The organism is Vibrio sp. 10N.222.48.A3 (genome assembly GCF_041475345.1).
GTDB classification, from domain to species: domain Bacteria; phylum Pseudomonadota; class Gammaproteobacteria; order Enterobacterales; family Vibrionaceae; genus Vibrio; species Vibrio tasmaniensis_A.
In genome coordinates this window covers 1-1,906 of the sequence record NZ_JBFRVX010001341.1, presented here as the reverse complement: position 1 = coordinate 1,906, position 1,906 = coordinate 1, and the positions used below count along the sequence as shown (strand labels likewise).

Below are 1,906 nucleotides of genomic sequence, written 5' to 3'. Positions count from 1 at the left end.
AACGCAGAATGGGCAGGTCGCTTTACCATAAACGATGTTGCCTTTTAGGCTGTCGCGTTTGGTCCACTCTTTGATCACGGATTGAACTAACACACCGCGGTTAAGCGCTTCGCCTTGGCTTACAACCTTGCCTTCAACAACAAGGATTGGAGCATGCCAAGAACCCAGTTTTAGCGGCTCCCACCAGTGAGACAACCAATCTTTCACTTCCAGTTCGACATCGACATCTGATAACTCATTCTCAAAAGTATCCTTAAGAATGTCTTTGGTAAGGGTACATTCCCCACATGGGATATTAACTTTAAATGGACCCCAGCTGCCTGCCCAACGGTATAGTGTAATCTTGACTGGTTTCTTCATGCTTACGGCCTCGTTTGAATTCTCTTATCCATATAGAACGGACAGTCGAACTATTTATTTCATCGATCCTAAACTTTCTTTATTTTCGCCGGTTTTTTCGTTTCCCAATGGGTAATAAATGCAACTGACGCAATAATAATAGCAGCCCCTAGCCATAAACGACCCGGTGGAACCCAACTAAATACAATCCAACCCGCTAGAACATTTAACGGTAATTTCGCGTGGTCAAAAGGTTGCACAAACGAAGCATCAGCAACTGAGTAGGCTTTTACAATTGCCCATTGAGCGAGTGCCGTCATAACACCGACAACAATCAAGATAGCCCAAATTGTACCGCCGCTTGGAGTCTGCCAATCTGGCGCGGCAAGCAGGATGTTAAATGGTGTGATCAATAGCAGCAAGTACACCACCATGGTTGAAGGACTGTCTTGCGAAGAGAGTCTTTTCACCATGAGTGAGTAGCATGCCCAGAAGAAAGCCGCGCCAACCGGTAACAGTGTTGCCCAGTTAAAGTCTTCTGCCCACGGCTCTAGAATCACCATCGCACCAGCGAAGCCGGCTAAGGTCGCGCCCCAGCGAGCAGCCCCAACTTTCTCTTTGAGGAAAAGTCCTGAGCCTATGGTTGCAAACAATGGCGACGTCATGAGAAGGGCAATGCCTTGCCAAATAGGTACTGGGTAAGCCAATGCCCATATCCAAAGTTGAATACCAATAACAGACAAGAAGACACGGAATACGTGCAACTTTAGGTTGTCGGTTTTTAGCGCGCGGCGAATGCCCAGCGTTTTCAGATAAGGAAGAATAGCGAACAACGCGATGGCGTATTGAATGACGGCAACGGTGGTAGAAGTAAGTCCGAAATGAATGCTAGCGACTTGAGTTAGGCTATTAATAACGGCAAAGGCTAAGCCTGCGGTTAGCATCCAGCTAGCGCCTTGGATCGGATGGTGTTGTGACATGATGCTTCTAATTATTTGATGTGGTTCACCTATGATACGGATTTAGCACCACTTAACCAGAAAAAGCATTGATGAAGTTGGTCAGAATATTTGAATATGAAAAAAGGTTGAGCAACCGCCCAACCTTTCTAGTCTCTATCTAAAGTCGATTTAGATTAGAAATCGTAGCGGACACCTAGGCGAAGTGTGTCTTCACCAGCTGTCACGATACCTTTTGCATTTTTAACTTCGTCTAAACCATTAACGTAGTAAGAAAGGTATGTGCGGAAATTGCTGTTTAGTTTGTAGTAACCAGCTAATTCAATACCGTCGACAGCGTCTACTTTTGCTCCGCTGTTGATTTCATCTTCTTGGTAAGTATATACGACTGCAGCAGATACTTGCTTGGTGAATTTGTATTGCGCTGCAAATTCCATAGCAGTGAATGACTTAGCATCGGTACCTGTCGCTTTATCATCTAGGTCGCCTGTTGAATAAGTTGCAGCTAAGTACAGGTTGTCTAGAGAATACGCTAGGCCGGCAAGGATTTGGTCTGCGCTACCTTTATTTTCCCCTAGGTCTTCACCTGAGTAGGCTAGGCCAAGATC

At 45.6% G+C, this 1,906-nt stretch carries 2 protein-coding genes and 1 pseudogene; all 3 read right to left on the bottom strand.

Annotated elements, in window-relative coordinates:
- Nucleotides 1–360, bottom strand: a pseudogene (locus AB4653_RS26190) (glutaredoxin); the annotation flags it as partial.
- 68 nt (nt 361–428) lie between these two features.
- Entirely contained in the window at nt 429–1,319 is an 891-nt protein-coding gene (locus AB4653_RS26185; RefSeq protein ID WP_102257521.1) for a DMT family transporter, read from the bottom strand.
- A gap of 155 nt (nt 1,320–1,474) precedes the next feature.
- Nucleotides 1,475–1,906: porin (locus AB4653_RS26180; RefSeq protein ID WP_372105685.1), on the bottom strand; the 432-nt coding region annotated here is incomplete at its 5' end.